At 58.3% G+C, this 2,139-nt stretch carries 2 protein-coding genes; both read left to right on the plus strand.

Translation table 11 applies throughout. The features are described from left to right. Positions 1-7: 7 nt before the first annotated feature. Positions 8-382 carry a transposase gene (locus E4Q08_RS23350; protein ID WP_308240212.1) on the plus strand — a complete coding sequence of 125 codons (375 nt, stop codon included), beginning with the start codon at positions 8-10 and terminating at the stop codon, positions 380-382. Between the two features lie 272 nt (positions 383-654). After that, the coding region (locus tag E4Q08_RS23355) for a transglycosylase SLT domain-containing protein (RefSeq protein WP_169072172.1) at positions 655-2,139 on the plus strand (1,485 nt) is incomplete at its 3' end.

The raw sequence follows: 2,139 nt of genomic DNA on the forward strand, positions 1-2,139 counted from the left end.
TTGAAATGTGCTCGGTGCGTTGATCTCGAACGGGACGTTGTTCACCGCCAAGTTCTGGGAGACCACGACCGCGGCTGCTTTTGGTGGCTTCCTCGGTCTCCTTCTGGAATGCAGCGGAAAGCCTCTGACGGTCATCCTGGACAATGCTTCGATCCACAAGGCAAAGGAAATCCAGCCTCTGCTGGCTTTACTGAAGGGCAAGGGCCTGACGCTTTACTTCCTGCCGCCTTACAGCCCGGAGTTGAACCGCATCGAGAAGCTCTGGCACAAGATGAAGTACGAGTGGATGGCGTTCAAAGCCAGGAGCGCCGCTCTCCTGGAGGCCGACGTCACAGAAATTCTGGACGGCTTCGGATCTAAATATCGGATGACTTTTTGCTGAGCGCTTATTGGGTTGTGAGGGCATTATACTGTTCGCATTTTACCTGCTGCCATGTACTCCATTCATGAACATGATACCTGTCCTCAAAACGCAACATGAGCCTTCCGGATATAAAATCATCATCCTGTCGGGAATCGGCTGGGCAATTGTTGTCCACCCCGCCTGTTTTTCTGTTCTATAATCACTCGTTTGCAGTCTCACCATTCGACCAGGTGATCCCACACTGCGGGGATGAACTGGCGCCCACCCGAGAACGAGAAAAGGATGTACGGATGACGCCACGAATTGCATTCGCCATTGTTCTTGCTTTTGCTTGTGGGGCGGCTTCGTCAGACGAATCGGCAAACCTTGCCTCGATCAGTCAGGCACCGCCCGCTTCGAGTTTGCCGCAGGCTGGAGCTGCTGCCTGGCGGCTCGACCCCGATGGAGTCCTGCCGGTCATTGAACTCGCCGCACCGACACAGCTTCCCGAAACCATTGATCTGACTGCGCAGCCAGAGGAAATTTTCCATCGAATGCGGCAGGGCTTCTCGATGCCCAACATCAATAACTCGCTGGTTCTGCATCATCAGCAGTGGTATCTGAATCATCCGGAATCGCTGCGCCGCATGGTCGAGCGCAGCAGCCGCTACCTGCATCACATCGTCGAGGAAATCGAAAAGCGCGGCATGCCGATGGAGCTTGCCCTGCTACCGATGGTAGAGAGCGCTTACAATCCGACCGCGTACTCGCGCAGCCATGCTTCCGGTCTGTGGCAGTTCGTTCCGGCAACCGGCAAGCAGTACAAGCTCGAACAGAACTGGTGGGTCGACGCTCGCCGTGACATCGTCGCTTCGACCGCGGCGGCACTCGATTACCTACAATACATCTACGATCTGCACGGCGACTGGCATCTGGCGCTGGCTTCGTACAACTGGGGCGAAGGCGCTGTCGGCAAGGCGATCAACAAGAACCGGGCCAATGGTTTGCCGACCGACTATCTGAGCCTGACGATGCCCGAGGAAACGCGGCATTACGTTCCCAAACTGCAGGCCCTGAAGAATGTCTTCAGCAATCCCAACATCCTAGCCAATCTCAATATCCGCGGTGTTCCCAACCGGCCCTATTTCACGACGGTCACCAGGACCGCCAATATCGACGTCAAGCTGGCGGCGCAGCTCGCCGAAATGCCGGTCAAGGATTTTGTCGCGCTGAATCCGGCGCACAATCGTCCGGTGATCAAGTCCGAGACGCCGATGGTGATCCCGGCCGACAAGGTCGACACCTTCATCAGCAATCTCGAGGCACACGAGGAGAGCGAGAAACCGCTTTCGTCCTGGCAGGCCTATACCCTGCGGGCGGGCGACAGGCTCGAAGAAGTCGCGCCGCGTTTCGGCATGACGGTAGCCAACCTCAAGGCGGTCAATGGCATCAACGGCAGGATCAGGCTCGCTCCGGGACTGACTCTGCTGGTCGCCGGACAGGAGGGCGCAGATCCCGCCGACCTCGCCGGACTGCCTGAACCATCACTGGTCGCAGAACAGCCGCGTCTCGCGCCGCCCGAACCCGCACCAGTCGCGGTCACGCGCACGCACACGGTACAGAAAGGAGAAACCCTGCTCAAGGTCGCCCAGCACTACGGGATGACGCTGGCTGAGCTGAAGCAGATCAACAAGTTACGCTCCGATCACGTTACCCCTGGCAGCAGGCTGGCGGTGGCAGCACCCGAGCCGAGCAAGCCGACAAGCGCTGGCCGGGCACTGGCAGAAGTCGACAGC

It is taken from the genome of Candidatus Accumulibacter contiguus (assembly GCF_012940005.1).
Classification (GTDB): domain Bacteria; phylum Pseudomonadota; class Gammaproteobacteria; order Burkholderiales; family Rhodocyclaceae; genus Accumulibacter; species Accumulibacter contiguus.